The organism is Rhodococcus sp. P4_C10, assembly GCF_056402135.1.
In genome coordinates, this window is record NZ_JBFUHZ010000001.1 from 128,446 (window position 1) to 154,961 (window position 26,516).

Annotated in this window: 22 protein-coding genes and 1 pseudogene; 6 read left to right on the plus strand and 17 right to left on the minus strand. The window is 70.6% G+C overall.

Annotated elements, in window-relative coordinates:
* Positions 1 to 5 precede the first annotated feature (5 nt).
* A pseudogene (locus AC1DWC_RS00605) lies at positions 6 to 1,702 on the minus strand (FAD-dependent oxidoreductase).
* Positions 1,703 to 1,828: 126 nt separating this feature from the next.
* Entirely contained in the window at positions 1,829 to 2,740 is a 912-nt protein-coding gene (locus AC1DWC_RS00610; protein WP_477905223.1) for an AurF N-oxygenase family protein, read from the minus strand.
* A 165-nt stretch (positions 2,741 to 2,905) separates the two neighbouring features.
* Here AC1DWC_RS00610 and AC1DWC_RS00615 point away from each other — a divergent pair, with 165 nt between their 5' ends.
* Positions 2,906 to 4,165: an Nramp family divalent metal transporter gene (locus AC1DWC_RS00615; RefSeq protein WP_477905225.1), complete on the plus strand. Its 1,260-nt coding sequence runs from the start codon at positions 2,906 to 2,908 to the stop codon at positions 4,163 to 4,165.
* A gap of 69 nt (positions 4,166 to 4,234) precedes the next feature.
* Here AC1DWC_RS00615 and AC1DWC_RS00620 read toward each other — a convergent pair whose 3' ends face one another.
* Entirely contained in the window at positions 4,235 to 5,800 is a 1,566-nt protein-coding gene (locus AC1DWC_RS00620; RefSeq protein ID WP_477905227.1) for an MFS transporter, read from the minus strand.
* Between the two features lie 100 nt (positions 5,801 to 5,900).
* Between AC1DWC_RS00620 and AC1DWC_RS00625 the strand changes: the two genes are divergently transcribed.
* The 3 genes from AC1DWC_RS00625 to AC1DWC_RS00635 all read left to right on the plus strand — a co-directional run bounded on the left by AC1DWC_RS00625 (position 5,901) and on the right by AC1DWC_RS00635 (position 8,297).
* Entirely contained in the window at positions 5,901 to 6,533 is a 633-nt protein-coding gene (locus tag AC1DWC_RS00625) for a TetR/AcrR family transcriptional regulator (protein WP_477905229.1), read from the plus strand.
* A gap of 225 nt (positions 6,534 to 6,758) precedes the next feature.
* On the plus strand, positions 6,759 to 7,412 hold the full coding sequence (locus AC1DWC_RS00630; protein ID WP_477839272.1) for a S1 family peptidase: 654 nt from the start codon (positions 6,759 to 6,761) through the stop codon (positions 7,410 to 7,412).
* A 6-nt stretch (positions 7,413 to 7,418) separates the two neighbouring features.
* Positions 7,419 to 8,297 (plus strand): translation initiation factor, encoded by an 879-nt coding sequence (locus AC1DWC_RS00635; RefSeq protein ID WP_477905231.1) that lies wholly within the window; start codon positions 7,419 to 7,421, stop codon positions 8,295 to 8,297.
* Positions 8,298 to 8,322: 25 nt separating this feature from the next.
* On the opposite strand, the gene AC1DWC_RS00640 is transcribed toward AC1DWC_RS00635, so the two are convergent.
* The 8 genes from AC1DWC_RS00640 to AC1DWC_RS00675 all read right to left on the minus strand — a co-directional run bounded on the left by AC1DWC_RS00640 (position 8,323) and on the right by AC1DWC_RS00675 (position 17,698).
* The gene (locus AC1DWC_RS00640; protein ID WP_477905419.1) at positions 8,323 to 9,309 is read right to left on the minus strand and encodes an adenylate/guanylate cyclase domain-containing protein; all 987 of its coding nucleotides are present in this window, start codon (positions 9,307 to 9,309) and stop codon (positions 8,323 to 8,325) included.
* Positions 9,310 to 9,346: 37 nt separating this feature from the next.
* A complete protein-coding gene (gene ilvD, locus AC1DWC_RS00645; RefSeq protein WP_477905421.1) occupies positions 9,347 to 11,068 on the minus strand; it encodes a dihydroxy-acid dehydratase in 1,722 nt (573 codons plus the stop codon).
* Between the two features lie 5 nt (positions 11,069 to 11,073).
* The gene (locus tag AC1DWC_RS00650) at positions 11,074 to 11,664 is read right to left on the minus strand and encodes a TIGR03086 family metal-binding protein (protein WP_477905233.1); all 591 of its coding nucleotides are present in this window, start codon (positions 11,662 to 11,664) and stop codon (positions 11,074 to 11,076) included.
* Positions 11,665 to 11,678: 14 nt separating this feature from the next.
* Positions 11,679 to 12,455: a VOC family protein gene (locus tag AC1DWC_RS00655; RefSeq protein WP_477905235.1), complete on the minus strand. Its 777-nt coding sequence runs from the start codon at positions 12,453 to 12,455 to the stop codon at positions 11,679 to 11,681.
* A gap of 56 nt (positions 12,456 to 12,511) precedes the next feature.
* Positions 12,512 to 14,017, minus strand: coding sequence for an MFS transporter (locus AC1DWC_RS00660; protein WP_477905237.1), 1,506 nt, complete (start codon positions 14,015 to 14,017; stop codon positions 12,512 to 12,514).
* An 89-nt stretch (positions 14,018 to 14,106) separates the two neighbouring features.
* Complete coding sequence (locus AC1DWC_RS00665; protein ID WP_477905239.1) at positions 14,107 to 15,039, minus strand: hypothetical protein; 933 nt, start codon at positions 15,037 to 15,039, stop codon at positions 14,107 to 14,109.
* Positions 15,040 to 15,181: 142 nt separating this feature from the next.
* Positions 15,182 to 16,030 carry a 3-hydroxybutyryl-CoA dehydrogenase gene (locus tag AC1DWC_RS00670; RefSeq protein WP_072843427.1) on the minus strand — a complete coding sequence of 283 codons (849 nt, stop codon included), beginning with the start codon at positions 16,028 to 16,030 and terminating at the stop codon, positions 15,182 to 15,184.
* A gap of 51 nt (positions 16,031 to 16,081) precedes the next feature.
* Positions 16,082 to 17,698: a long-chain-fatty-acid--CoA ligase gene (locus AC1DWC_RS00675; RefSeq protein WP_477905241.1), complete on the minus strand. Its 1,617-nt coding sequence runs from the start codon at positions 17,696 to 17,698 to the stop codon at positions 16,082 to 16,084.
* A 133-nt stretch (positions 17,699 to 17,831) separates the two neighbouring features.
* Here AC1DWC_RS00675 and AC1DWC_RS00680 point away from each other — a divergent pair, with 133 nt between their 5' ends.
* Entirely contained in the window at positions 17,832 to 18,686 is an 855-nt protein-coding gene (locus tag AC1DWC_RS00680; RefSeq protein WP_477905243.1) for a helix-turn-helix transcriptional regulator, read from the plus strand.
* A gap of 42 nt (positions 18,687 to 18,728) precedes the next feature.
* Here AC1DWC_RS00680 and AC1DWC_RS00685 read toward each other — a convergent pair whose 3' ends face one another.
* From AC1DWC_RS00685 to AC1DWC_RS00710, 6 genes are all read right to left on the minus strand, one after another.
* Positions 18,729 to 19,814, minus strand: a complete 1,086-nt coding sequence (locus AC1DWC_RS00685) for a hypothetical protein (RefSeq protein ID WP_477905245.1) — start codon at positions 19,812 to 19,814, stop codon at positions 18,729 to 18,731.
* Positions 19,811 to 20,998, minus strand: a complete 1,188-nt coding sequence (locus AC1DWC_RS00690; protein WP_477905247.1) for a sensor histidine kinase — start codon at positions 20,996 to 20,998, stop codon at positions 19,811 to 19,813. The genes AC1DWC_RS00685 and AC1DWC_RS00690 overlap by 4 nt, the downstream gene beginning before the upstream one ends.
* A 25-nt stretch (positions 20,999 to 21,023) precedes the next feature.
* A complete protein-coding gene (locus AC1DWC_RS00695; protein WP_477905249.1) occupies positions 21,024 to 21,356 on the minus strand; it encodes a LuxR C-terminal-related transcriptional regulator in 333 nt (110 codons plus the stop codon).
* Positions 21,357 to 21,492: 136 nt separating this feature from the next.
* Entirely contained in the window at positions 21,493 to 22,545 is a 1,053-nt protein-coding gene (locus AC1DWC_RS00700; RefSeq protein WP_477905251.1) for a hypothetical protein, read from the minus strand.
* On the minus strand, positions 22,542 to 23,735 hold the full coding sequence (locus tag AC1DWC_RS00705; protein ID WP_477905253.1) for a sensor histidine kinase: 1,194 nt from the start codon (positions 23,733 to 23,735) through the stop codon (positions 22,542 to 22,544). The genes AC1DWC_RS00700 and AC1DWC_RS00705 overlap by 4 nt, the downstream gene beginning before the upstream one ends.
* Positions 23,736 to 23,755: 20 nt before the next feature.
* A complete protein-coding gene (locus tag AC1DWC_RS00710; protein ID WP_477905255.1) occupies positions 23,756 to 24,439 on the minus strand; it encodes a response regulator in 684 nt (227 codons plus the stop codon).
* 694 nt (positions 24,440 to 25,133) lie between these two features.
* On the opposite strand from AC1DWC_RS00710, the gene AC1DWC_RS00715 reads away from it, so the two are divergent.
* Entirely contained in the window at positions 25,134 to 26,198 is a 1,065-nt protein-coding gene (locus AC1DWC_RS00715; protein ID WP_477905423.1) for a magnesium and cobalt transport protein CorA, read from the plus strand.
* The last annotated feature ends 318 nt before the right edge of the window (positions 26,199 to 26,516 follow it).

Sequence of the window (26,516 nt, forward strand, 5' to 3'; positions counted from 1 at the left end):
GTCGGTCAGCGGCGCAGCAGGGGCAACCGCCGCCTGACCCGGGCCGCGTCGACCAGCTCCCGGACGTCGGTCAGCTTCACGCGGGGGCGTCCGGACGCGGCGCCGCGGGCACGTTCGGCGGCGTCGATCGCCCGCCAGCCGCGGTAGTCGATGCGGGCCGGCTGACGAGCGGCGACGAGCCTGTTCAGGTCGGTGCGGCTGCCGACCGGGCGGTCGAGCCGGCCGGCCTGGAAGTCCTCGAGCAGGCGCGCGACGGTGTCCTTGGCGCAGGACTTGTTGGTCCCGATCACGCCGCTCGGTCCGCGTTTGATCCAGCCGGTGACGTAGACGCCGTCCACCGTCCTCCCGGCGTGCCGGGCGCGGCCGTGGTCGTTGGGGATGATGCCGCGGCGTCCGTCGAACGGCACGCCGGGGACGGCCCTGCCGCGGTAGCCGATCGACCGGAGCAGCAGTGACGCCGGTACCTGCTCGGTGGTCGCGGTGGGGCGGGCCGACAGGACGCCGCCGTCGCCGAGCGCCAGTTCGTTGCGGACGACGGCGACGGCCTCGACACGGTCGTCGCCGACCACCCCGGTCGGCGACGTCAGGTACCGGAACACGATCCGCCTGTGTCCGGGATCCGGTGTGCAGTCGGCGAACTCGCGCACCAGCTGCATCTTGAACACGGTCGACGGCTCGAGCTCGCCGCGGTCGAACTGCAGGGCGGTGGCCGCGTCCAGTTCGAGGTCGGCGGGGTCGATCACCGGTCCACGCCGGCCAGGTCGCCGAGCGCCAGGAACTCCGGCGCGCTGAACGCGGCCTGCGCGGGCCCGCGTCGACCCAGCAGCACCACCTCGCGAACCTTGCTGTGGCGCAAGGCCTCGAGCGCGTGGTCGGCGATGTCGGTGGCGGCCAGTTCGTCGACGCTCATGGTGAGGATCCGGGCGACGTCGAGCGCGACATTTCCGTTGCCGACGATCACCACCCGCTCGCCGGACAGGTCGAATCGGGCGTCGGTGTGGTCGGGGTGCCCGTTGTACCAGGCGACGAACTCCGTCGCGGCGTGGCTGCCCGGCAGGTCCTCGCCGGGGATGCCGAGGCGGCGGTCGTGCGGCGCGCCGACCGCGTAGATCACCGCGTGGTGGTGGTCGAGCAGGTCCTGGTGGCTCAGGTGCCGGCCCACCTCGACGTTGAGGTGGAACTGGAAGCCGTCCTTGGCCGCAGTCCAGTCGAAGGAGTCCGAGACGGCTTTGGTGCCGGGATGATCCGGTGCCACGCCCGCTCGGATCAGCCCCCACGGGGTGGGCAGCTTCTCGAAGACCTCGACCTCGACGTCCGAGTGGACGAGCAACTCCTCGGCGGCGTAGCAGGCGGCCGGGCCGGCGCCCACGATCGCCACCCGCAGCGTGCCGAGGTCCACCCGCTTGGCCTCGGTCGGCCGCAGCGGCGCCCAGCCCGCCGACATCGGGTGCTTGGCGTAGTAGTTCTCGTTGATCTCGGTGTACCGCGAGTCCTTCTCGGCCAGTTGATCTTCCGGAAAGATGGCATTGACCGGGCAGGCGTCGACGCAGGCCCCGCAGTCGATGCAGGCCTGCGGCTCGATGTAGAGCATCTCGGTGGTGGCGAACTGCGCCTCCTCCGGCGTCGGATGGATGCAGTTGACCGGACACACCGCGACGCAGGACGCGTCGTTGCAGCACGCCTGGGTGATCACGTAGGCCATGACAGACGGTTCCTCGGGGAGCGGGTGACGGGGTGGGCAATGGGCCGGGGAGGGCGAGGGGCCGGGGAGGGCGAGGGGCCGGGGAGGGCGAGGGGCCGGGGAGGGCGAGGGGCGGTCGGGCCGCGGTCAGAGCAGGTGGACCTTCTCGTACAAGATCCTCGACGGTCCACCCACCAGGCCGGAACCGTCGAGGAACTGCATCAGCTTCGCCCCGGACCTGCGGACCCGGTCCTGGTAGTGGGTGTTGGTCTTGGCGGCCGCGATGGCGCGCCGCGGGTCCAGGCCGGCATTGGCGTAGACGTCCTTGCTGATCATCGACTTCATCACGAAGAACACGACGGTTGCGGTAAACACCCTCTCGGCCGCGAGCCGGGCCCTGCTCGCCCCCTCGAGCCGGCGGCCGACCTCCTCGCGGGCGAAGCGGATGTGCCGCGCCTCCTCCAGCACGTGGATCCTGCTCACCGTGCGGGTGACGGGCTGCACGCGCTCGTCCTTCATGAAGTCGCGCTGCATCATGTCGAGGATCTCCTCGGCGGCCATCACGCTGGCGTATGCATTGGCGCCCTTGAAGAAGTTGCCCCACAGCTTGCCGAGCCGGTGGATGACGGGGTGCGGGCCGTAGCTCGGCATGCCGAGCCGCTCGCCGGCGCGGGCGAACATCACGGAGTGCCGGCACTCGTCGGCGATCTCGGTGAGCGCGAACTGCACGTGGCGGGTGTGCTTGTCGCGGCTGTAGACGTCGCGCAGCAGCATCTGCATGAGCAGGATCTCGAACCACAGCCCGACACCGGAGACGCTGGCCGCCTCGTGCTTGGTGAGCTCGACCCGCTGTTCCATGGTCATCTCGTCCCACAGGGCGGTGCCGTAGAGCGTGCTCCACTCCGGGGTGAGCCCGTACTTGTCGGTCGGCACCGGGGCGTCCCAGTCGACCTCGATCATCGGGTCGTAGGACTTGCGTGCGGAGGAGGCCAGCAGTCTCGCGGCGGTCTCCTCGCGATCGGAGACCGGGTGGCGATGAATCGGGATGGCGGTGGTCATTCCCGGCCCTTCGTTTATGTAACAACGAGTAACAGTTACTCGGACTGTGCTGCTGCCGGGGTGGCGTGACAACAGTCACTCGGAATCGGTCGGACGCCGTAAGTTCGGGTCGCCAAACTTTTTGATATGGTCGATCAAATATTATCGAGTAGAACGAGGTGATCGGTGGAAAGCGTCCGCGTCGAGACGGTCGAACGGGCGCCTGCGCGCCGGGGCTCGGGCGTCGGGCGGCTCATCGCGCTCGCGGGTCCGGCCTTTGTCGCGGCGATCGCGTACGTGGACCCCGGGAACGTCGCCGCCAACCTCACCGCCGGCGCCAAGTACGGATACCTGCTGGTGTGGGTGCTGGTCGCGGCCAACGCGATGGCGGTGCTCGTGCAGTACCTCTCCGCCAAGCTCGGCCTGGTGACCGGTCGGTCACTGCCGGAGATGCTCGGCGAGCGACTGCGCCCGACGCAGCGCAAGGCGTTCTGGGTGCAGGCCGAGTTGGCCGCCGTCGCGACCGACGTGGCGGAGGTGATCGGTGGCGCCATCGCGTTGAACCTGCTGTTCGGGGTACCGCTGCCGCTCGGCGGGCTGATCACCGGCGCGGTGTCGATGGCCATCCTGGCCACCCAGTCCCGTGGTCAGCGCACCTTCGAGTTCGTGGTGATCGGCCTGCTCGCGATCATCACGCTCGGTTTCGTGAGCGGCCTCGCGTTCACGGACGTCGACGGCGGGGAGGCACTGCGCGGGCTGGTGCCGCGGTTCGCGGGCACCGAGACCGTGCTGCTGGCCGCCAGCATGCTCGGCGCGACCGTGATGCCGCACGCCATCTACGTGCATTCCGCGCTGGCCCGCGATCGGCACGGCCGTGGGATCAAGGCCGCTCTGCTGCCGAGGCTGCTCAAGGCCACCAAGCTGGACGTGGGCTTCGCGTTGCTGGTGGCGGGCTCGGTGAACATCGCGATGCTGCTGCTGGCCGCGTCCGCGCTGCGCGGGTTCGAGGGCACCGACACCATCGAGGGCGCGCACGCCGCCATCTCCAGCGCGCTCGGCCCGGCCGTGGCGGTGGTGTTCGCGGTAGGACTGCTGGCGTCCGGCCTGGCGTCGACGTCGGTCGGATGCGCGGCGGGCGCGGAGATCATGCAGGGGCTGCTGCACTACCGGATCCCGATGCTGTTGCGGCGCACCGTGGTACTGATCCCGGCGCTGGTGGTGCTCTCCCTGGGTATCGACCCGACCATGGCGCTGGTGATCAGCCAGGTGGTGCTGAGCTTCTGCATTCCGTTCGCACTGATTCCGCTGGTGCGGATGACGTCGGAGACCGCCTTGATGGGCGAGCACCGCAACCGGCGCGGCACGACGGTCGCGGCGTGGACGGCCACCGGCGTCATCGTCGCACTCAACGCGGCGCTGTTGGTGCTGACGGTCGTCGGGGGCTGACCCGGCCCGCTCGGCGCACCGACGTCGCCACTGCCGGTCGGTCGTGGACCGCGACCGGCCGGCGGGAGGTCAGCCGGCGTCGGCGGTGGCGAGTTCCTCGGCCGTCGTCGACGCGGGGGCGCCCTTGCGCCCGGGTGCCCAGATGCCGACGGCCACCGCCGCGACGAGCATCACCCCGGCCAGCACGTACGACGCGTGCGACATCCCGGCCATGAACGCCGACCGGGCGAATTCCGCGAGCTGCTCGCCCTGCGGGCCGCCGGCGAACTTGGCCACCTCGAGCGCCGCGGCCAGCGAACTGCCGACCGGCTCCTTCGCAATCTCCGGCGCCGCGGCGACGGCGGGCGCGATGTTGTGGCTGTAGGTCGCCGCGAGCAGGCTGCCTGCCAGTGCGGTCCCGACCGCCGCGCCGATCTCCCGGGTCGCGTCGTTCACCGCGGAGGCGACGCCCTGCTTGCCGTCCGGGGTGTTCTCGACGATTCCGGTGGTCGCCGGCGCGGTGCACAGGCCGAGCCCGAAGCTGAAGATCAGCAACGCGACCACGGCGGGTCCGTATCCGCCGTCGGCCTCCAGCCTGCCGAGTAGCACCAGGCTGATCCCGGCCAGCGCGAGCCCGGCGAAGGTGAGTGTCCGCATCCCGACCCGCGGTATCAGCCAGGGCGTGACCGCGGAGACCGCGATCATCGGCACGGACATCGGGGCCAGCGCGAGCGCGGCCTGCAGTGCGCTGTAGTCGAGTACCAACTGCATGTACTGGATGAGCAGGAAGAACAGGCCGAAAGTCCCGACGAACTGCAGGGTCAGCGAGGCCGCTCCGGCACCGAACCCGCGGACCCCGAACAGCCGTACGTCCAGCAGCGGATGCTCGCGGCGCAGCTCGACGGCCGCAAACGCGACCCCGGCCGCGATGCCCACGATCAGCGCGACGGCCACCAGGGGATCGGTCCAGCCGCGGATCGGCCCCTCGAGCAGGCCCAGCACGAACAGCCCGATCGCGGCCGTGGACAGCACTGCCCCGAGGATGTCGAAGGCGGGCGAGTCCTGGTCCCGGGACGACGGCAGGGTCCAGGCGAGGGCGAACAGGACGAGTGCCGCCACGGTGAAGCCGACGAAGATCGACTGCCACTGCCACAGTTCGAGCAGCAGGCCCGACACCAGTAGTCCCGCGATCCCGCCGGACGCCGCGACCCCGGCCCAGATGGCGACGGCCCTCGACCGCTGCGCCGGCGGGAAGCTCACGGTCAGCAGCGACAGGGTCGCGGGCATCACCAGGGCGGCACCGACGCCGGCCACCGCGCGCGATCCGATCAGCCACTGGGGCGAGTCGAGGAAGATCGGGACGACGGATGCCGCGGCGACGATCAGCAGCCCGATGACCAGCACGCCGCGGCGGCCGTACCGGTCACCGAGCGCACCCGCGGGTAGCAGCAGAGCGGCCAGCGTGAGGGTGTAACCGTCCACGATCCAGGTCAGCTGGCTCTGGGTGGCGCCGGTGTCCAGCGCGAGGCCGGGCAGGGCGGAGTAGAGGGCCGCGGCTGCGGCCATGACCATCGCCACCGCGGCGCACACGACGGTGAGCGTCCATACTTCCCGGGCGGACCATTTCGTCTCGTCGAGCGGGGATTGCCGGATCATGTCGACCTCTCGATAGCGAAACAAGACCGTTGGTATTGTTAGTAACAAGACCGCCAGTATCGTTTGTGGCCGGCGGTTCCACAACCCCCTCGGAGGCGCCATGGGCGAGCAGCCCACCACCGCGGCCGATGCCGGGTCCCGTGAGGACCCGCGCAAGGTGCGCTCACGGGCCCGGCTGCTCGACGCGGCCACCGCCCTGTTGGTCAAGGGCGGGACAGAGGCCGTCACCATCGACGCGGTCACGCGCGCGGCGAAGGTGGCCCGTGCGACGCTGTACCGCCACTTCGACAGCGGCACCGAACTTCTCGCGGCCGCCTTCGGGCGACTGGTGCCACCCGTGGCGGCGGGGCCGGAGGGCGGCGACCTCCGCGAACAGCTCGTGTCCCTGCTGACCGCGCAGGCCAAGCTGATCGAGGAGGCCCCGATGCAGCTGACCGCGATGTGCTGGCTCGGGATGGGGCCCGGGCTCGGTGACCACCCCGACCACTCCGACCGTCCGGAGCTGCGGTCGCTGCGGCGGCACATCGCCGAGCAGTACCGGCTGCCGTTCGACCGGATCTTCGCCGGCACTCCGGCTCGCGAGTTGCTCGGCGACATGGATCGGGAGTTGGCGTTGGCGCAGTTGGTCGGGCCGATCGTGTTCACCCGGCTCGCGACCCTGCCCCCACTGGGACCGGACGCCTGCGAGCGAATCGTCGACGACTTCCTGCGGGCCAGGTCCGCGGCGAACTGATCCTCGCGTTCCCCTGAGGGTGCGAATTCGCTGTTCGGCCTCGCACGGCGGTCGGTCGCGCGGATACTATGAATCAGCGCAGCTCGACGACCCGGTGCGGCTGAGGATCGAGCGCAGCATGTGTCAGGCCGCCGCGGGTTCGATGGAAGTGGCAGATGCCATTCCGGTCCGTCCCGGTACGGGCAGAGTCTGGCGGCGTCGGACCTGGCGATAAGGGGACGCACGATGCTCAAGAGAATTGCACTGCTGATCGTGACGGCGATGGCGATGTTCGGGTTCCTGGCGGTCGGGCCCGCGGCCGCCGCGGAGCGGGCCGTCCTCGGCGGTGGCTCCGGGATCCTCCTCGGCGGAGAGGCGATGTGCACGCTGACGACCATCGGCCACGACAACGCCGGCCGCCTGGTCGGCATCACCGCGGGACACTGCGGTGAACCGGGGATGGCTGTCGAGGCGCCGGACCGGCAAGATCTCGGCGTCCTCGGGCACATGGTCGCCAAGAGTCGGGAGCTCGACTACTCGGTGATCGAGTTCGACGCGTCCCGGGTGACTCCGGTGAACCGTGTCGGCAACGTCACCATCACCGGGATCGGTGCGCCCGCGAGCTTCCCGGCCATCGTGTGCAAAGAGGGTCTGACGACGGGTAACACCTGTGGCGTGGTGTGGGGAGACCTGCTGCAGAGCAACGAGACCTGGACCCAGATGTGCGTTATAGAGGGTGACTCGGGAAGCCCGGTGGTGCTCGGCACTACCCTGGTGGGCATGGTGAATGCGTACGTGGGATTCGCGTGTCTGGGCCCGGAGCTCGGCACGAACATCGACGTCATCATGAGCGACATCAACGCTCGTGGCGGCGCCGGCGCGGGCTTCCGCCCGATCTAGCCGCCGATGCCACCTCGCAAGAACAGCGTCGACCGCCTGACCGAGCAGGACCTGACAGAACTGGCAGCAGCGGTCGCCGCCGGTAAACGCGCGATCGTGTACCTCAACGACGCCACCCCGAGTCTCGGTTTGGCAGAGGGGTGTTCGGCCCGAGTGCTGTCCATTGACGGCGCCACCGTGCTGATCCGACCGAAGGGCGTCAACGACGAGTTGCCGTTCGAGGCCGACGAGCTGCGCCGTACCCGCCTCCCGGCAAAGGCGGCGGCCCGGGCGGCCAAGGCCGCGTCGGCCAAGCCCGCGGTCGCGAAGCCTGCGTCGGCCAAGCCCGCGGTCGCGCAGCCTGCGGTCGCGAAGCCCGCGTCGGTCAAGCCCGCGGCCGCCAAGTCCGCGGTAGCGAAGCCCGCCGTGGCCGCGGCCCCGAAGTCGGTGCCCGCCAAGGTTGTCGACACCCGGGTGGCGCCCGCCGCCCCGCCCAAGCCGGCGCCGGTTGCGGCGACGGTCTCCGCCACTCCACCGAAGGCAACCGTGACCGCACCGAAGGCCGATCCCGACACCCGGGCGTCCGAGAACACCGCACCCGCGCCGCGGCGGGCCCGCCGCGCGAAGGACCCGGCGAGCGTCAGCGTCACGCTGCACGCCGAGGCGGGCAACGAGTGGACGGTGACGGTCACCCACGGCGAACGGCGTCCAGGCAAGGCCGCTCCGGTGTCCGCGGACGCGGTGGAGCGGGCGGTCCGCGAACTCGGCGACCCGGCCGCCGAGCAGGCGGTCGCGTCGGTGCTCTCGGCGGCCCGCGAGGCCGCGGCCCGCCGGGTCGAGGAGCTCAGCCGGCAGCTGGCGGAGGCCCGTGACACCCTGGAATCGCTGGGAGCCGAGGGGATCTGATTGCGCGGCGCGGGGCCTGGCGGGTTCAGGCCCGGCGCAGGGCGTGGGCCTTGAGGCGGTTGTATCCACGCACCCGGAGGGTCCGCAGCGACCGCAACTGCACCTCGGTGTCGTCGGCGAGGGCGTCCGCGAGGTCGGTGTCGACCAGCACGGTGCCGGGCCGCGCCGAACTGGTCAGCCGCGCGGCGACGTTGACCACCGAGCCGTAGGCGTCGCCGAACCGGACCAGCACCGTGCCCATCGCCAGCCCGACCCGCAGGTCCGGCAGCTCCTCCGTGCTGTGCGCCGCGTCCTGCAGCGCCAGCGCGATCCGGGCGGCGTCGGCGGGGTTCTCGACCGCGAACATCACCTCGTCGCCGACGTTCTTGATCACCCAGCCGCGACCCTGGCTGATCACGTTGGTGACGGTGGACTCGAAGTACTCCAGCAGTCGGGTGAGCTCGGTGACGTCGATCCGCCGGGTCAGGCTCGTGTAGCCGACCATGTCGGCGAAACCGATGACCAGGGTGCGGGTCTCGGATTCCTCCCCGCGGTTGTCGAGGAACCGGGCGGCGTTCGAGGCCAGGTGGCGGCGCCACACGTACGACTGCAACTCCTGCAGGGTGGGGAGCATCTGCTCCGCGACGAGGGCGGCCTGCGCGGCGACCGCGAGCACGCTGACCTCCTCGTGGCCGGTCCGTTCGCGCTCCACCCGCTCCAGGATGTGGCTGTTCAGCAGACCCAGTTGCCACTCCGCCAGCCGGGAGAAGGACTGACCCAGCGCCCGGGTCACCGACACCTCGAGGTCGGGGTCGATGATGCCGCGGTCGACAAGTGAGGTGATGCTGCCCAGCGCGGCGACGTCGGAGTCGGTGAACATCGGTGCGTCCGGGTCGGAGTCGACCGCGAAACCCATTGCGATCCAAAGTCGTTGTGCGCGTTCGAGTGGGATGCCGGACAGCTCGGCGACCTGCTGACGGGTGTACTTGATCTCGCCGCCCAGCAGGTTGCGCTCGATCTCGGCCTGGATCATGGCGAACTCGCGGGCCTGCCGCCGTCCGGGGGGATGCTCAGCCACACACCGCCCCGTTCGACGCCGAACCGACCAGCTTCGCGTACTTGGCCAGCACGCCACGGGTGTAGCGGGGCGGCAACGGTTCCCAGCCCTGGCGTCGCCGGTCGAGTTCGTCGGCGTCGACCAGCAGGTCCAGGGTTCCGGTGCTGACGTGGAGGCGGACGGCGTCGCCGTCGCGGACGAAGGCGATCGGTCCACCGTCGACCGCCTCCGGGGCCACATGCCCGACGCACAGGCCGGTGGTGCCGCCGGAGAAGCGTCCGTCGGTCAGCAGCAGCACGTCCTTGCCGAGGCCGGCGCCCTTGATGGCCGCGGTGATGGCGAGCATCTCCCGCATCCCGGGCCCGCCCTTGGGTCCCTCGTAGCGGATCACCACGGCATCGCCGGCGGTGATGGTGCCGTCCTCCAGCGCGTCGAGTGCGGCACGTTCGCGGTCGAACACCCTTGCCGTGCCGCTGAACACGTCGGACTCGAAGCCCGCCGACTTGACCACCGCACCACCGGGCGCCAGCGAGCCCGACAGGATGGTGATGCCGCCGGAGGGGTGGATCGGCGAGGACATCACCCGGAGCACCACGCCGTCGGGGTCCGGCGGGTTGATCTCGGCCAGGTTCTCCGCCATGGTCTTGCCCGTCACGGTGAGGCAGTCCCCGTGCAGCATGCCCGCGTCGAGCAGCGCCTTCATCACCACGGGAACGCCGCCCTTGCGGTCGACGTCGAGCATCACGTGCTTGCCGAAGGGCTTGACGTCCGCCAGGTGCGGCACCTTCGCGCCGATCCGGGAGAAGTCGTCGAGGGTCAGCTCCACCTCCGCCTCGTGGGCGATGGCGAGCAGGTGCAGCACCGCGTTGGTGGAGCCGCCGTATGCCATCACGACCGCGATGGCGTTCTCGAATGCCTTCTTGGTCATGATGTCCCGGGCGGTGATGCCCTGCTCGATCAGCCGGACGACGGCCTCGCCGCTGCGCCGCGCGTAGCCGTCGCGTCGACGGTCGGAGGCGGGCGGCGCGGCGCTGCCGGGCAGCGACATGCCCAGGGCCTCGGCGACGCAGGCCATGGTGTTGGCGGTGTACATCCCGCCGCAGGCCCCCTCGCCGGGGCAGAACGTCCGCTCGATGGCGTCGACGTCCGCGCGGCTCATCAATCCGCGCGAGCACGCGCCGACCGCCTCGAAGGCGTCGATGATGGTGACCTCGCGTTCGGTGCCGTCGGACATCTTCGCCAGGCCGGGCAGCGCGGAGCCGGCGTAGAGGAAGACGTTCGCCAGGTCCAGGCGGGCGGCGGCCATCAGCATCCCGGGCAGGGACTTGTCGCAGCCGGCGAGCAGCACCGAACCGTCCAGGCGTTCGGCCTGCATGACGGTCTCGACGCTGTCCGCGATCACCTCGCGGGAGACCAGCGAGAAGTGCATGCCCTCGTGGCCCATCGAGATGCCGTCGGAGACCGAGATGGTGCCGAACTCCAGCGGGTACCCGCCCGCGGCGTGCACGCCGTCCTTGACCGCGGTCGCGAGTCGGTCGAGGGAGAGGTTGCAGGGGGTGATCTCGTTCCAGGAGGAGCCGACGCCGATCTGGGACTTGCCCCAGTCCTCGTCTCCCATGCCGACCGCGCGCAGCATGCCGCGGGCGGCGGACTTCTCCAGTCCGTCGGTGACGTCGCGGCTGCGCGGTTTCACGTCGGGGGTCGACGGCGCGGGGGCGTTCGGATCCTGGACCATGCGGCTCATCTTCCTCCGGTCGGGCGTGACGGGGGTGTGGAACGGTCGTCGCGCCCGGTCAGGGCCAGCAACCGGGTCTGCAGGGGAGCGTCGTCGGCGACGGGCACCGGTGACGCGAACAGACCACTGGCGCTCAGCATCTCGCGGCGTTCGTCGAGTTCCTCCCAGACCGCGGCGACCAGCCTCGCATCGAGCGACTCGTCCAACCCGGCCGCGCGGGCCAGGTCCCAGCTGTGGATGGTGAGGTCGGCGACCTGCTCGTGGAGGAACTCGTCGACGGTGACGGTGCCGTAGGACAGGTGCACGGGCGCGGACGGCGACGCCACCGACCAGGCGAGCACGGCGCGCCCGGAGTACTGCTCCCACTCGCTCGCGAGGTCGTCGCCGAGCGGCCGCACGTGCGCCGCGGCCTCGGCCAGGGTCAGGCCGCCCAGCAGCGGCGGCACCCACTGCTGCTCCACGACCACGTGCCGGACCAGATCTGAGGTGTCCCAGTCGGTGTCGGGGGTGGGCGCCGACCAGTCGGTGACGCCCCGGACGCGTTTGCCGAATTCCTGCTGGGCCCGACGCTGGAGTTCGAGCCACCCGAGTGCCACCGGCCCGCCCGCCGCTACGCGGATTCGCCGGTCATGACGCTGAATGCGGCCCCGGTGGGGTCCCTCAGCACCGTCATCCGGCCGACGGCCGGCACGTCGAAGGGCTCGACCATGACGCCGCCGCCGGAGGCCGTCGACTTCGCGGCCGTCGCATCGGTGTCCTCGACGGCGAAGTAGACGTGCCAGTGGGTGGGGACCTGCGGCATCCGCGGCGTCGTGCAGCCGCCGACCTGGGCCTCGCGGACCTTCAAGACGGTGTAGGGGCCGCCGGGCAGGTCCGAGGTGCTCGAGGAGAGCCCGACCACGGCCTGGTAGAACGCCAGCGCCTTGTCCGGGTCGGGGGTGATCAGTTCGTTCCAGATGACGGCGCCGGGCTCGTTCACCAGGGTGGCGCCGATGTGTTCCCCGGCCTGCCACAGGCCGGCGACCGCGCCGGTGGGGTCGGTGAGGAACGCCATCCGCCCGGACTGGCCGATGTCGACCGGACCCATGATCAGCTCGCCACCGGCCGGGGCGACCTTGGCCGTCGCCGCGTCGGCGTCGTCGGTGGCGAGGTAGGTGTTCCAGATCGAGGGGGCGCCGGCGGGGGTGCCGGGCGGTTGGCCGCCGATGGCGGCGACGAACCCGCCGCGCAGGGTGGCCATCGAGTAGGTGCCGCCGTCCGGGGTGGGCATGTCATCGAACTCCCAGCCGAACAGCGCGGTGTAGTACGCCTTGGCGGCGCCGGGATCGGTGCTGGACAGGTCTACCCAGCAGGGCGTGCCCTCTTCATAACGGGTGCGTTCGGGCATGACGATTTCCTTCCGCAGGAGAAAGTCGGTCTCGCCGGTGGGGCGAGGCCCGACGTCTACGGTTCCAGGCCGCGCTCGGTTTGGGAAGAGGACACCGGTTGCACGGCCGGGGCGGAGATGTCGCAGTGCGGGCAGCAGTCGACGGTCTCCTCGTGCGCGAGAGGTTCGGCGGACTCGGCGGGCAGCTGCGTCGCGCCCGCCGGAACCAGTGCCGCGGCCAGTGCCGCGCCGATCCCCAACAGCCCCATGCAGATCAGCATCGCGACGTGGAAGCCGTCGGAGAACACCTGCGGGTCGGTGTAGTCGGTGCCGGTGATGCCCGCCAATCCGGGCAGCGCGGCAACCGCGAGCAGCTGACTGCTGCGGGCCACCGCGTTGTTCACGCCGGACGCGATCCCGGCACGGTCGGTGGACACGGAGTTCAGCACCGCCCCCGTCAGCGGGGCCACCAGCGCGCACAGCCCGAGACCGAAGACCAGCACGCCGGGCAGCACGTCGGTCAGGTACGACGCACCGGGTCCGATCCGCAGCATCAGCGCCAGCCCGACCGCGGCCAGCAGCGGTCCGACCGTCATCGGCAGCCGCGGGCCGTGGTGCTGGGCCCACCGGCCGGCGCGAGAGGAGAGCAGCAGCATCAGCACGGTGATGGGCACGGTCGCCACGCCCGACGCGAGCGGCGAGTACCCGGCGGCGAGCTGCAGCTGGAGCACCAGCAGGAAGAACACCCCGCCGAGCGCGGCGTACACCGCGAACGTCACCAGGTTCGCGGCGACGAAGACCCGTGACCGGAACAGCGCCGGCGGGATCAGCGGGTCCGTGCTGCGGCGTTCGACGACCACGAACACCACGAACACCGCGAGGCCGAGCAGCACGGGCATCCACTGCTGGGCGATCAGACCGTAGGTGATCCCGGCGAGTCCGGTGGCGGCCAGGACGGCGCCGACGACATCGAGTCGGCCCTCCTGCTGCGGGTCGCGGCTCTCCGGCACGTGCCGCAGCGCCACCCACACCACGGCGACCGCCAGCGGCAGGTTCAGCAGGAACACTGCCCGCCAGCTGGACACCTGCACGATCCACCCGCCGAGCAGCGGGCCGCCCGCCGCGGCGACCCCGCCGAGGCCGGACCACAGGCCGATCGCGGCGCCGCGATCGTCGGGGTCGATGGCGGCGGAGAGCAGCGCCAGGCTGCCGGGGGTCAGCAGCGCCGCGCCCACCCCCTGCAGGATCCGGGCGGCCACCAGCATCTCGATGTCCGGGGCGACGCCGCACAGCAGCGACGCGGCCGCGAACCAGACTGTGCCCCAGACGAAGACCTTGCGCCGGCCGAGGCGGTCGCCGAGCGCGCCGGCGAGCAGGATCAGCGAGGCGAGGGTGAGGGTGTAGCCGCTGAGCACCCACTGCAGTCCGGCGACGGTGGCGTCGAGGTCTTCGCCGATGCGGGGGAGCGCGATGTTGACGACGGTGGCGTCGAGCATCGCCAGCGAGGAACCGAGGACGGTTGCGAGGACCACCCAGCGCCCGGTGGCCGAGCGCAGGCGGACCGTCTGCCGGGTCGGGCCCATGCGGGTGAGGCTACGCCGACAATCCGCGCCCCGGTTGCACGCGTCGCGGGCGCAATTGCGGGTGCGACGGGTAAAACCGGGGTGCGAATTCAGTGTCGGGCGAGTTCGAGGCCGCGCCGGATACGGTTTGCAACGACGTTCGGGGTGCCGAGTTCGCGCCACACCCACCGGACGACCATGAAGCCCTCGGCGCGGAGCAGGTCCTCGCGGCACTTCTCGGCGATCACCGCGTCGGCCGCGTCCTCCTCGGATGCCGGTCCCGTCCGGTATTCGCCCCGGTACTTGCCGAGCCCGTCGAACTCGCCGACCAGGCCGCAGTCCCACAGGAAGTCGACCCGGCCGATGGTGCCATCCGAGTTTGAAATCCACTGTTGCAGGTCGGGTTTCGGTACTCGGAGCCGATGTATGAGTACTCGACTGCGGGATTCGCCGACGCTCTCGCTGCGCCCGTCCATGAACGCCACCGCCCGCGCCGCCGCGCCGACACCCGACCGATGGTGCGCCGACGCGATGCTCTGCGCGAGCTCGCCCGGCGTCACGAGCCTGTTGTGCAGCGCGCAGTCGCCGATCACCACGGCCTGCTCGAAGGGGACTGTGCGGGCCAGGTCGACGACCGTCCTCGCGACGGTGGTGCAGCGCGCACCGTTGCGGACCGTCACCTCGTGGTCTCTGTACGGCGTCGCGTGCAGGTGCCGCCGTCGGCCAAGCTTGCCGCCACGGGTGCGGTCGGCGGTCAGGTGTACCCGGTCCAGCGGCACGGACCACAGGTCGATCCCGTGCAGGACCGCAGCCGACATGTGGCTGACGACCAGGTCGGGGTCGCAGGCAGCTGCGGTCGCCAGCGTCAGCGCGCGGTGCTGGCCGACGGAGTCGAGCGCGCCGAAGTCCGACGCCCGCAGGTAGGAGCCGGGCCGGATGGTGACGAGGTGACCGCCGTCGCGGCCGCGCCGCAGGTCACGGTCGGTGTGCCCGTCGCCCAGGGCCTCGGTGCGACGGATGACGCCGTCTCGGAAGGAGTCCACGATTCGACGCTCGCAGGGGACTGCCCTCGGCACCAGGCCCAGCCCGCGCCCTGTGGACAACTACGCAATCCGCACCCCGGTTGCACGCGTCGCGGGCGCAATTGCGGGCGCGACGGGTACAGCAGGGGTGCGGATCGGGGGACTAGCTGTAGTCGTAGAAGCCGCGACCGCTCTTGCGGCCGAGCTGGCCGGCGTCGACCTTGCGGCGGAGCAGGGCCGGCGGGGCGTAGTGCGGCTCGGCGAACTCCGCGTACAGGGACTCGGAGGCCGCCAGCGCGACGTCCAGGCCGACGGTGTCGAGCAGCGTCAGCGGGCCCATCGGGTAGCCGCAGCCGCCCTTCATGGCCTCGTCGATGTCCTCGGCGGTGGCGTAGCCGGACTCGAGCATCCGGACGGCCTGGCACAGGTACGGGATGAGCAGCGCGTTGACGATGAAGCCCGAGCGGTCGCCGGCCCGGACGGTCTTCTTGCGCAGCGTGTTCTTGGCGTAGTCGGTGACCGCGAGGACGGTCTCCTCCGACGTCGTCAGGCTGACCACGATCTCCACCAGCGGCATCACCGGCACCGGGTTGAAGAAGTGCACGCCGACGACCTGGCCGGGCCGGTTGGTGGCCTTGGCGATCTTGATGACGGGGATGGAGGAGGTGTTGGTCGCCAGGATGCCTGCCGGCTTGACGATCTTGTCGAGCTTGCCGAAGATCTCGTACTTCAGCTCTTCGATCTCCGGGGCGGCCTCGATGACCAGGTCGCGGTCCGCGAATTCCTCGATGTCCAGGGTGACGCGCACGCGCGCGATCGCGGCGTCCGCCTCCTCCTGGGTGATCTTGCCCTTGGCGACGCCGCGGGAGATCGACTTTGCGATCCGCTCCGTGGCGGCGTCCGCGTACTCCTGCTTGGTCTCGAGGACGAGGACCGAACTACCGGCCTTGGCACAAACCTCTGCGATACCGGCACCCATCGTGCCGCCACCGATCACTCCGACAAGCTCCACAGCTACTTCTCCAGTCACGTATCGATCATCATGGTTTCCGCACACATTCTGCTACGCCGTGGTAGCCGCGTCTTCCTGGACCCGCAGCTCGTTCTTGCGGATCTTCCCGGTGGGGGTACGCGGCAGGTCCTCCGCGAAGACGATCTCGCGCGGCACCTTGTAGCCGGCCAGCAACCCCCGGGTGTACTCGACCAACTCCTCGGCGGTGGCGGAGGAACCCGGCCTGAGCAGCACAAACGCCTTGGGTCGCTCGCCCCACTTCTGGTCCGGGACACCGACGACGGCGACGTCCGCGACGGCCGGGTGGGAGATGATCGCCTGCTCCACCTCGACCGTGGAGATGTTCTCGCCGCCGGAGATGATGATGTCCTTGGCGCGGTCCTTGAGCTGGAGATAGCCGTCCGGATGCATGACGCCGAGGTCGCCGGTGTGGAACCAGCCGCCGGCGAAGGCCTCCGCCGTGGCCGCCTCGTCGCGGTAGTAGCCGAGCATCACGTTGTTGCCGCGCAGCACGATCTCGCCCATCGTCTGGCCGTCGGCGGGCACGTCCCGCATCTGCTGGTCCACGACGCGTGCGTTCTCGGCCTGCAGCATCCCGACGCCCTGCCGCGACATCAGGACGGCCCGCTCGGCCGGGTCCAGCGCGGCCCACGAGTCCTGCGGCTCGCAGATCGTGTACGGCCCGTACACCTCGGTGAGCCCGTAGACGTGCACGACGCTCACCCCGAGGGACTCGAGCTGGCCGATCACCGTCGGCGACGGCGGTGCGCCCGCGGTGGTGATCCGCAGCGGTGCCGCCAGCGGGTGGGCCTGCGGGGCGTCGGCGATGGTGGAGCAGACGGTCGGGGCGCCGCAGAGGTGGGTGATGCCGAGGTGGTCGATGGCGTCCCAGACCGCGTCGGCGCGCACCGCACGCAGGCACACGTGGGTGCCGCCGGCGGCGGTGACCGCCCACGGGGTGCACCAGCCGTTGCAGTGGAACATCGGCAGCGTCCACAGGTACTTGGTGTCGCCGGTGAAGCCGTTGTGGAAGGTCTCGCCGAGCGAGTTCAGGTACGCGCCGCGGTGCGAGTACATGACGCCCTTGGGCTTGCCGGTGGTGCCGGAGGTGTAGTTGATGGCGATGACCTGTCGCTCGTCCTCGACGCCCCAGTGCAGTGGCGAATCGTCGGGGGCGCCGTCGAGGAACTCCGCGTAGACCGCGGTCGCGACGCCGGCCGAGGCGTCGACGGGGTTGGTCGAGTCGGGGATCTCGACGATCTCCTGCAGCGTCGGCACCTGCGCGCGGGCGGTGGCGACGGAGCCGAGGAACTCGGAGTCCACGAACAGGACGCGCGCGCCGGAGTGGTCGAGGATGTACTCGAGTTCCGGGCCGGCGAGCCGCGAGTTCAACGCGATCAGCACGCCGCCGGCGAGCGGCACCGCGAAGTGCGCCATCAGCAGTTCGGGGGTGTTGGGCGACAGGTAGGCCACCCGGTCGCCGGGCTCGATCCGGGTGCGCAGTACCCGGGCGAGGCGCTCCACCTCGGCGCCGAACTCCCGGTAGGTGTACCGGCGGTCGCCGTGGACGATCGCGGTGCGGTCGGGGAAGACCGCGGCGGAACGCTCGAGGAAGCGCAGCGGGCTGAGCTCCGAATGGTTGGCGGCGGGGGACGGTGTGCCGGGCACTTCGGTACCTCCAGTTGGCAGTGGTCGGCTGGCCCAGGCGTCGCGCGGATGCGTTGTGACGGGGCTTACAAGCGGTTCCCCCGACGGTAGGGCCGGCCCCGCGGTGCCCGCTACCCTACGAAGTGGGTATGCCATGAACGAGACGATGAGACCGAGCGACGACGACGCGCTCAGCGGGGAACTGCGCGCGCTGCGGGCGAGCACCCCGTTCCCGGTGCTCTTCGCCGGATCGGTGGTCAGCCAGCGGCTCCTGCTCAGCGGCTTCGCGGGCACCCGGAGCCGCACGCTGCGGGGCCTGGTCATCGACACCCGCTGCGGCCTCGGCGGCCGGGCCATCGCCGAGCAGCGGCCGGAGTCGGCGCCGGACTACTTCAACTCCAGTCACATCACCCACGACTACGACGCGCAGGTGGCGGGCGAGGGGATCGAGTCGCTGCTGGCGGTGCCGGTGGTGGTGCGAGGGGTGACCCGGGCGGCGATCTACGGCGGACTGCGGCGCCGGCGGCCGATCGGCGACGTGATGGCGTCCGCGTTGCTGGCGTCGGCGCACCGACTGGCCCGCGAGATCGAGGTCCGCGACGAGGTGGACCGGCGGGTACTGCTGATCGAGCGGGCCCGCGTCGAGCACGGCGGACCGGCGCGCGGCGCCGCGGTGTCCGAGGCGATCACCGAGAGCTACCTGGTGCTGCGGGACCTGGCCGACAAGGTCGGCGACCCGGCGATGGTGCAGACGCTGCGGTCGGTCGAGCAGACGCTGCGCTCGCTCACCGCGCCGGCCGACGTCCCGGTACGGATTGCGTTGTCGCCCCGCGAGTTCGAGGTGCTCTCGCACGTGGCACTGGGCTGCCGCAACGCGGAGATCGCCGACCGGCTCTCGCTCAGCGTGGAGACCGTGAAGACGTACATGCGGAACCTGATGGCCAAGCTCGAGGTGGCCAGCAGGCAGGAGGCGGTGTTCGAGGCGCGTCGGCTGGGGTTGCTGCCGTAGGAGCGACGAGCGGAACGCAGTCGGATGCGAACTCCCCGGCTCCTACCCCCGAACGAGGATGGCGGCGGGTTCGGGCACATCGTCGGTCCGTACCGTCACGCTGACCCGCTCCGATCGGTCGTACTCGACGCGTCGAACGTGAGTGACGTGCTCGGAGACGATGGTCGCCAGGGTGTCCCGGCCGGCGGGCAGGGCCCGCGCGGTGAGGGTCCCGTCCTCGCACGAGTCGAGCTCCTCGATGAGGCCCGCCCGGATCCGGGCCACCGACGCGGCAGATGCGCCGGCCAGGCCGCCGTCGTCGAGCAGGACTACTCGTGCGCCCCGTCTCCGAGCCGCGTCGACCGCCGCGCACACCGCTGCGTCCGAGGCGAACACCGGCGCCCGAAGGGTGTCGCGCAGCTGGGATTCCAGTACCGCGCAATCCTCGCGTTCCCCCGCGGAGAACTCGTGCCCGGCGGCGGAGGCCTCGAGGATCGGGCGGGCCAGGAGGTCCAGCCGGGAGAGCTGGGTGTCGCGCTCGCGCAGCACGGCCTCGGTCATGGCCTCGTCGGCGGCTCGCTCGGATTCGCGTTCGCGCAGCCGGAACACCGCCAACCCGACCCTCCGGATGCTGAACGCGAAGAACGCCGACATCAGGACGGGGGCGAGGTTGATCGAGGCCAACCGAATCCCGGTGCCCCAGCCCTGCCCGGTCGCGTCGCTCCAGACGCCGCTGGTGAGGATCACCAGCGCCGCTCCCGCGAACGCGTACGCCGCGCGGCCCCGTACCGACATGTAGACCAGCACCACCGTCACCGCGCGTATCTGCCAGGCCGAGTCCAGCGTCCAGCCCGGCACGGGCAGCTGCCACAGGACCAGCGCACAGGCGATCGGCCCCAGCGCGGTCAAAGCGAGCGTGTGGACCGTCGGCAGCGGGTCGCCCGGCACGGCGATGATCACCGCCGCCCCGGCGGAGACCAGCGCTGCTGCCAGCAAGGACGGCCAGATGGAGTGCACCCCTTCCTGATTGGCAAGGGCCACGACGGTGAAACTCAGGCAGAACAGCGCAACGAGCACCCTCGCGGCGGGTCGGTCCAGGCCGAGCAGGACGCGCACGTCGCGGAAGTCACTGGACTCGGTGCCGGTCACGACGGTGCCGTCCAGCGCAGGGTGACCCGAGTGCCGCGGTGGGCAGCGGAGTGGATCTCGGCGGTGCAGCCCGGTACCGACGCCACGCGCGAGTGAATGCACACGCTGATGCCCAGTCCGTACTGCGGAACCCGGTCGGGGTCGAACCCTCGACCGTTGTCGGCCACCAGCACCTGCACGCCGTCGATGTCGACGTCGATGGCAACGAGCCGGTCCGCAGCCTGCTTCGCGCTGTCCGCGTGCTGAATGCTGTTGCGGAGGGCTTCGGTTGCGGCGGAAGCGATCGCGCGACAGGCCTCGCGCGGAATGGTGACGGGCGAGCCCAGCCGGACCTGAAGGTCGACGGCGCCGTCCTCGTCGACGTCCATCAGCGCGGAGCGGATCAAGGCGACCGCGGCGTCCGCGTCGAGGTCTTCGGTGGCCACGTCGCTGGCGTGCAGGCGGTCGAGTTCGCGAAGCGCGACGCCGGACTGGGCGCCGAGCTGGTTGCTGTTGCCGTGCCGTGCGATGCCGAGCAGCGTCGACATGACGCTGTCGTGGATCAGTGCGTCGAACCGCTTCCGCTCGACGTCCCGCGCGGCGACTGCGGCGGTCGCCGCGGACTGTCGCGCGGCGGCGGCGCGGGTGCGGTCGAGGGTGCGGCCGGACTGGACTGCGGCGATGGCGGCGAGGACGAACATGCTGTTGGTCATCACGACGTTGAAGATCTCCGGCAGCAGGGTGCTCTCTGGTCCGGCTCGGGTGATGTGCCGTATCACCTCCGCCGCGCAGCTGCTGACCACGAGGTACAGCACTCCGAGGGCCGGAGGCCAGCACACCGCCGCGGCCATGGCCACGAGCCCGGAGATCGCGGACAACCACACGTCGCGGGTCGGCGGGAGGTTCCCCTGTAGCGCGGGCAGCCAACCGGCCATGGTGACGAGGTAGGCCGCGGCGCTCAGCGCGCTGAATCTGCGAACCCACCCCAGGTCGGGGGCGTAGCTGGCCGGCCACAGGGCGAGCAGGGGCGCGAAGACGATGACGACGGCAACCGGGGTGTACCACGGTGCCAGCACATCCGACTGGACGAAGATGACGGGGATCAGCACCACGGCGAAGAACAAGGCCCCGGCGCCGAGCACGCGGGCAAAGGTGCGGATGACCCCGGCCTCCGCGTCACCGATCTTGCTGTTGCGTGCGGTCATTCGAGCCGGACCGGCGACAGCTGGATCACAGCTCGTCGATGGAGATCAACCCGTCCTGCACCGCGCGGGCCACGAGGGCGGCCTTGGTCGGTGCCGCCCTACCCACCTGTGCGTACTTGGCGCGGATGCGTGCGAGATGGGTGTTGACGGTGCCCAGTGACAGGTACATGGCCGCGGCAACCGCGCTCTTCGAGTCACAGTGCAGCCACCGCAGCAGCACCTCGATCTCGCGCGCGGACAGCGTCGGCCGGATCAGTGCGGGCCGGGCGACGGACGCCTGCGGCGTGGCCGTTGCGGGCGTGATGTGAGCTCGCTGCGCGTGCGGGCGGTGCAGAAGGTGGTCGAGTGTCGCGGACATGGGCGCCCCCCCGGGGAGTAAGTCGTCAGTGCGTGGCCCGTGGAGAGTCGGGCCACGCTCTGCACCGACGCTAGGCGGCGAGGTGAGGGTTGCCCAGACGGAAGTTCTCGGCCCCCAGCGCCGAGGGCATCGTTAGCTATGTAGATGACTTGCTGCTCGGGGCGGGCTGGATGGGAAGGCCGTCGGACCCGAACTCGACGCGTCGAACGGAATTCCCGCTGGTGGCGAGGAGGGTCGCCGCGGCTTCGCGCGCCGGCGGCAGGATCCGTACCGTCACCGCGCCGTCGCGTGCGGCGTCCAGTTCGTCCGCCACCCCGGCCAGGAAACGGTCGCGGGCCTTCGCGGTCGCCCTGTCCAGGCCGCGGTCGTCGAGCAGGATCACCTCGACTCCGCGGGCGCGCGCGGCGCGGGCCGCCGCGACCAGCGTGCCCTGCGTGAGTGCCGGCGCACGCAGGGTGTCGCGCAGGTGCGCCTCGAGGAGTTGGCAGGCCAGCCGGTCGGCAGTGGTCAGTTCGACGCCAGTGCTGATCTGCTCGAGCAGCGGTCGGGCCAGTTCGTCGAGCCGGCGCAGTTGGAGGTCTCGCTCCTCGAGCACCGCGCAGTCGGCGGCCTCGGCGGCGACGCGGCGTGTGGTCTGCTCACGCAACTCGAAGATTGCCCGGGCATCCGGTCGGATCGTGTACGCGAAGAATGTGGACATCAGGACGGGTGCCAGGCTGATCGCCGACATGGAGATTCCGGGGCCGGCGCCCTGCCCGGTCTGGATCGACCAGGCGACGACGACACCGACCATGGAGGCGAATCCCAGCCAGGCGTACCAGGTTCGCCCACGCACGCACATGAAGGCGTATATCGCGGTGGACGCCCCGATCGGCCAGGTCTGCAACGGACTCGTGACGGGAGCCGGCAGCACCGAGAGCACCAGCGCGCAGCTGACGGGGCCGATGCCGGCCAGGACCAGAGTGGACGGTAGCGGCAGCGGGTCGCCCACGACCCGGAGCAGGGCCACCGCGCCGCCGGTGACCACAAGCACCGCAACCGCCTCCGGCCAGAAGGCGCTCACTCCGTCGAGGGAGACAACCGCGAGCATCGCGAAGGTCAGCGTGTAGAACCAGACGATGAATGTCGCGGCTCTGCTCTGCATGCCGAGCAGTTCCCGGACGTCGCGGGTGCCGGGCACCGCCGTCACGGCGTGGTCCAGGTCAGGTGCACCCGGGTGCCGTCGCTGGGCCGCGAGTCGATGCGCGCCGAGCCGCCGGGGACCTGCGCCATCCGTCCCCGGATGCTCACCGCGAGGCCGAGGCGGTGTGCGGGAACCGCGTTGGTGTCGAACCCTCTGCCGTTGTCAGCGATGCGGACGCTGAGGCGGTCCGGTGCGATCGCGACATCGACCGCTCGGTGCGTCTCCGGACCCGCGTGCGCAATGCTGTTGCGCAACGCCTCGGCGAGCGCCGCGCCCATCGCTCGGGCGGCGGCGGCGGGCATGGTCAGGGCGGTCCAGTCGGGGTGCCGGAGCGCCTGCAAGACGACGTCCTCGTCCACCTCCGTCGCGGCGGCGCGCAGGTACGAGAGCACCTCCTCGCCGTCGAAGTTCTCGTTCGGGCCGGGGCCGGACCGGAGGGCGTCGAGTTGGCGCATCGTGGCGACGGATTGCGCTGCGACGCTCGGCGTAGCGCCCTGCCTGGACGCGGAGAGCAGGGTGGACATCACCCCGTCGTGGATCAGCGCGTCGAAGCGTTCGCGCTCGACGGCGCGAGCACGTTGGGCGGCGGCGCCCGCGGCGGCGGCGTGGGTGGCGTCGGTGGTGGCGTCGAGCACCCGCCCGGTGCGCAGCGCCATCGCCGCGGCGCCTACGAACAGCGTGCAGAACATGATCGCGAACGCAATGTCCGGGATCAGCGGGCTGGTCAAGGCATCGTCCCGCGCCATGTTGTTCAGTATTTGTACTGTGCTGCAGGCAATTACGAGATGGGCAAACGCGTAGACAGGGCGCCAGGCGGCGACCGCGGCGAGGCTTGCCACGCCGGGGAAGTCGGACAGCCACGTCCCTTCGCCGTTGAGCAGATGCTCGCCGTTCCAGGCCAGGGGCCAGGCGGCGACGGCCAGTAGATAGGTGATGGCTGCGACCCCGGCGGCAATGCGCAGTGCCCGGGTTCCCGGGAGGAACGAGGCCACCCCCATCGCCACGCCGGACCCGAACACCGCCACCACGGCCGTGGGCGTCCACCATGGGTCCGTCAGGCGGGTCTGGGAGACGATCGCCGGCAGCAGCAGCACCAGGTAGAAGAGGTAGCCCACGCCGATGAAGCGCGCGAACAGTCGCAGGATGCGGTCGGCCGCCTCGTGCCTGGCGCCGGCCGGTGGGGCGGTGGAGGTCACAGATTCGTGGATGGACCGGGTCACGGTTGGTCGGGATGGCGGGGCATGGGCAGCCAACCGTCCTCGACGGCCCGCTTGTACAGGTCGGTCTTGGTCCGGGCCGGCCGGCCGGCCTCGGCATACTTGGCCCGGATCCGCGCGAGGTAGTCGTTGACAGTATGTTCGGCCAGCCCGGTGAGGCTGGCGACGCGGGCAGCCTTCTCGCCGGAGGCATAGTGCGCCAGCACATCTCGTTGTCGGGGACTGAGGCCGACGTCGAGCAGGCCGGGGTCACCGTCGATGGCGGCCGCCCACTCGGTGGTCACCACCTGCTCGCCGTTGGCCGCGGCGGAGATCGCCGCGACGACGGTGGCGGTGGGCTCGGACTTGCGGACCACCCCGAGCACCCCGGCCTTGGCGGCCAGGCGCACCAGGTAGGGGTTCTCCGCTCCGGTGAAGACCAGGGTCTCGAGCCCCGCCGCCCGCAACTGTTCGACGTTGGTCCGGGGCGAGGAACCGTCGGTGAGGCGCAGGTCCAGGATCACCAGGTCCAGTCGGACCTCGCGTGCGAGCAGCTCGGGGACGGTGGCGGCGGTGGCCGCGATGACGAGGTCCGGCTGGTCGGCCAGCATCGCCTCGAGGCCCATCACCACGGACTCGTGATCCTCGACGATCCCGATGCGGCGGGGAAGGGTCTCCGGTGGGACGGACTCACTGGCGGTCACGGCGTGCCTCGTACTTCTCGGGGTCTGCGTCTGGCTACTTCTCGGGGCTGCGGTGTTGCGGGCTGCGGCATCGCGGGCTGACGCTAGCAGTCGTCCCCTGACATCCGAGCGAAGTCGGTTCCGACGATTCGATCGGGTTCACCGGCCGGGGGTCCGGGGGTGAAAAAGGCGCCATCAGGGAAAGCTGCCCGTGACACAAAGTCGCTGGTAGGCGACATGTCCTAGTGGCTCAGCAAAGCATGCCACAGCCGATCTGGACGTTTGACCAAAACAGTGGCAATGTCGTTGTTCTCCGTGCCAAATGTGCCGCACCGCGAACCGATAGCCGACCAGTTGCTCCTCGGGTCGACAGTGGAACAGGCCCGATGTCGCGGCTTCCGGTTGGCCGGGTGTGAGCGCCCGGAGTAGGGTGTCGAGGTCTGGCACAAGCCGGCTGCGCAGGGTCGAGGGAAGAGGAGGTGTGGCTTGCCGTGAGCCAACCTCCGAGTACCTACCGAAGTCGCTAGTCGCGCGGGGCGTGTCCTGCTCGCGCGGTTGACGACTTCGCGATCGCATCGGCGCCGCGGTGGTAGCGGCGCCCGCCGTGCCCCCGACTTACGCGAAAGCTGAACCCATGCGTCAAAAGCGCCCCTTCCGCGAACTGCTGCCCAGCCGTGCCGCCAACCCGTCGCACGAACTCGTCCCCGAGCACTCGATGGCCCCGCACCAGGCGCCGCCCGACCCGGCGGTCGCCCCGGTGGAGGCGAGCGTCGTCAACAGCGGCGTCTACCGCGACGGATTTCGGATCGAGACGCCGTCGAACCTGGCCGAGGCGTTGCGGAGCCTGCCCGACGCGTCGTCGATGGCCTGGATCGGGATGTACCGGCCCGACGCGGAACAGCTTTACGCCGCCGCGAAGCAGTTCGGGCTGCACGAGCTGGCGGTCGAGGACGCGATCGTCGCGCACCAGCGGCCCAAGCTCGAGCGATACGGCGACACCCTGTTCGTGGTGCTGCGCGCCGCCCGGTACCTCGACGAGACCGAGCGCGTCGACTTCGGTGAGCTGCACATCTTCTGCGGTCCGACCTTCGTGCTCACCGTCCGGCACAGCGAGTCGCCGAACCTGTCCGCGGTGCGGGCGCGGATGGAAAGCGACCCCGACCTGCTGCGGCTCGGTCCCGAGGCCGTGCTCTACGCGATTCTCGACGCCGTCGTGGACGGCTACGCACCGGTCGTCGCCGGCCTGCAGAACGACATCGACGAGATCGAGACCGAGGTGTTCAGCGGCGACCCGAAGGTGTCGCGGCGCATCTACGAGCTGACCCGCGAGGTCATCGAGTTCCAGCGCGCCACCCGGCCGCTGCTCGACATGCTCAGTGGGCTCTCGGCCGGGTTCGAGAAGTACAAGACGGACGAGGAACTGCAGAAGTACCTTCGCGACGTCACGGACCACGCCACCACGGTGGTCGAACGCGCCGACGGGTTCCGGCAGCTGCTGGGCAACATCCTCACCGTCAACGCGACGCTCGTCTCGCAGACGCAGAACGAGGAGATGTCCGCGCTGACCCAGGCGAGCTATGCGCAGAACGAGGAGATCAAGAAGGTCTCGGCATGGGCCGCAATCCTGTTCGCCCCCACGCTGATCGGCACGGTCTACGGGATGAACTTCGACTCGATGCCGGAGCTGCACTGGGCGGGCGGCTATCCGATGGCGCTGGGGATGATGATGCTGACCTGCGGCGGGCTGTACACGATCTTCAAGCGCCGCGGCTGGCTGTAGGCGCTTCGCGCCCGTGAGTCCTCGATCCTTGGGTGGGCCGAAGGACTCACGGGTGGTGTCGCCGGCTCAGCCCTGGTTCTGCTGAGCGGTGTCCTTGCCGCCGCGCAGCTTCTTCCACTGGGTGCTGACGAGGTACTTGACGAGCAGGCCGTAGTTGCGGATCTTCTCCACGAGGGGTCCCCTTCTGGACGGGTGAATAGGGCGCGACGGTGTCGCGGCCGTCGGCCACTCTACGGTTCCAGATCTCCCGGCACGGCAGTTCCTCGAATTCGTACAACGCTATTCGGGGCGAGGGTCGCCGGCGACACCTGTACAGGG

Coding starts and splice junctions, on each gene's coding strand:
- AC1DWC_RS00610 (WP_477905223.1), bottom strand. CDS start 2,740: ATGACCACCGCCATCCCGATTCATCGCCACCCGGTCTCCGATCGCGAG.
- AC1DWC_RS00620 (WP_477905227.1), bottom strand. CDS start 5,800: ATGATCCGGCAATCCCCGCTCGACGAGACGAAATGGTCCGCCCGGGAA.
- AC1DWC_RS00625 (WP_477905229.1), top strand. CDS start 5,901: ATGGGCGAGCAGCCCACCACCGCGGCCGATGCCGGGTCCCGTGAGGAC.
- AC1DWC_RS00630 (WP_477839272.1), top strand. CDS start 6,759: ATGCTCAAGAGAATTGCACTGCTGATCGTGACGGCGATGGCGATGTTC.
- AC1DWC_RS00635 (WP_477905231.1), top strand. CDS start 7,419: ATGCCACCTCGCAAGAACAGCGTCGACCGCCTGACCGAGCAGGACCTG.
- AC1DWC_RS00640 (WP_477905419.1), bottom strand. CDS start 9,309: ATGATCCAGGCCGAGATCGAGCGCAACCTGCTGGGCGGCGAGATCAAG.
- ilvD (WP_477905421.1), bottom strand. CDS start 11,068: ATGGTCCAGGATCCGAACGCCCCCGCGCCGTCGACCCCCGACGTGAAA.
- AC1DWC_RS00655 (WP_477905235.1), bottom strand. CDS start 12,455: ATGCCCGAACGCACCCGTTATGAAGAGGGCACGCCCTGCTGGGTAGAC.
- AC1DWC_RS00660 (WP_477905237.1), bottom strand. CDS start 14,017: ATGGGCCCGACCCGGCAGACGGTCCGCCTGCGCTCGGCCACCGGGCGC.
- AC1DWC_RS00680 (WP_477905243.1), top strand. CDS start 17,832: ATGAACGAGACGATGAGACCGAGCGACGACGACGCGCTCAGCGGGGAA.
- AC1DWC_RS00690 (WP_477905247.1), bottom strand. CDS start 20,998: ATGACCGCACGCAACAGCAAGATCGGTGACGCGGAGGCCGGGGTCATC.
- AC1DWC_RS00695 (WP_477905249.1), bottom strand. CDS start 21,356: ATGTCCGCGACACTCGACCACCTTCTGCACCGCCCGCACGCGCAGCGA.
- AC1DWC_RS00715 (WP_477905423.1), top strand. CDS start 25,134: ATGGCCCCGCACCAGGCGCCGCCCGACCCGGCGGTCGCCCCGGTGGAG.